A 1,305-nucleotide genomic window follows, 5' to 3' on the forward strand; every position below is an offset into this window, starting at 1 on the left:
TACCCTATCATTTGCTTGTACTGAAACATACCCGAAACACACCGCCGCACCAAAACCTAGAAGTGCTTTGTAAGGGTTGTAAGGTTCGTCATTGACTGTTTTTAGGTACGGCTTGCCATAACCATCCTTCTCAGCAATTTCTCGCGGTAGTTTTGGTAACTTACCTTTACGGTACTCAGGATTGGTCGGCAAACTTTCGCCTTCTGCTTCTACTGCCCAAGTTGGAACTAGGTAGTAGTTTGATTTATCGTTTTTAAGCTGGTTCAACGCCTCTTCTGGGGTTGGGACATGGTATTTAGGCTTTACAGGTTTGGGCGTTTTCCAGCCTATTTTCTGTGCCTGCTGCCAGTCGGTTAGCTGCTTTTTATACTCCTGCTCTAGCCTAAAAGCCTCGTCGCGGTGCTTTTGGATGTGGCTGCGTAGTTCAAAGGGTGTGGGTTGATATGAGTATTCGTAGTACCTGATGTCAGTACCGTAGAAGGCGCCTGCCAGTAGTAAAGTACCAATGCCCATGCAGCCCAAATTTAATAGATTTTGGCGTGATTGCTTTGGGTTGGGCAGTACCGTATCAATCACCGGAGTGTTCAAGTTGAAACTGTTCATTTTGTGACATGGCTACTTTCTGCGTCTAAGTAAGAAAACAAGTATTGCAGTGATTGCTACTGCAACGCCGTAACCCATGTAATCGGGTGCATTTTGCTGCACGGGGTTGGTAAATTCCTGTTGTTGGCTGTAGTAACGCTCGTTCCCTTTGATGGCGCGGTCCTGTGCCTCCCAATGGGGACGCAGGGCAAAAAATCCCACACTGGCGATGGTTGTGGCACGACTTATAGATTTCCAGAAGTCTGGATTTAGCTCAATGCTGAAACCTTTCTCTGATACGGCGCCGCTAAACTGCTCAAATGCTGCAATTACCGTGGTCATCACTGCAACAGAGTAACCAATGGTACAAACGTAGGCAGGGATGGCGATAATCCGCGCAACCGCGAAGCTTCCTGCCATAATTGAGCCAACCGTAAACGTACTAGACGCTACGGCGAGGGTATTAGCATTTTTAAAAAGGGCATCTAGGAACCCCTCAACCCGCGCGTTATCTTTGGGGGTAACTTCTGTAAAATAGTTAGAGTGTTTAGGAATTTAAGACTATGAAATTTTACACATCACCAGAACTTCTGGCTGAGTTGGATAATTTTAGCTTAGAACAATTATTAGAAGTCAAAGAGAAGGTTGATAAATTAATACAATCGAAAAAATCAAATACTTATGAGCAAGAAAATACAACTCCTAATGGTCAAATTCTTTACC

General features: G+C 44.8%; 1 protein-coding gene and 1 pseudogene. Both read right to left on the reverse strand.

The genetic code is table 11. The features are described 5' to 3' along the window. A pseudogene (locus AC2JBO_RS44960) lies at positions 1–603 on the reverse strand (DEAD/DEAH box helicase family protein); the annotation flags it as partial. A 12-nt stretch (positions 604–615) separates the two neighbouring features. After that, positions 616–924 carry a hypothetical protein gene (locus AC2JBO_RS44965; RefSeq protein WP_496960093.1) on the reverse strand — a complete coding sequence of 103 codons (309 nt, stop codon included), beginning with the start codon at positions 922–924 and terminating at the stop codon, positions 616–618. Positions 925–1,305 lie beyond the last annotated feature (381 nt).

The organism is Calothrix sp. CBUCES-K 9914 (assembly GCF_059640475.1).

Bases quoted from the DNA above. Each gene is read 5' to 3' on its own strand.
- AC2JBO_RS44965 (WP_496960093.1), bottom strand. From the start codon at position 924: ATGACCACGGTAATTGCAGCATTTGAGCAGTTTAGCGGCGCCGTATCA.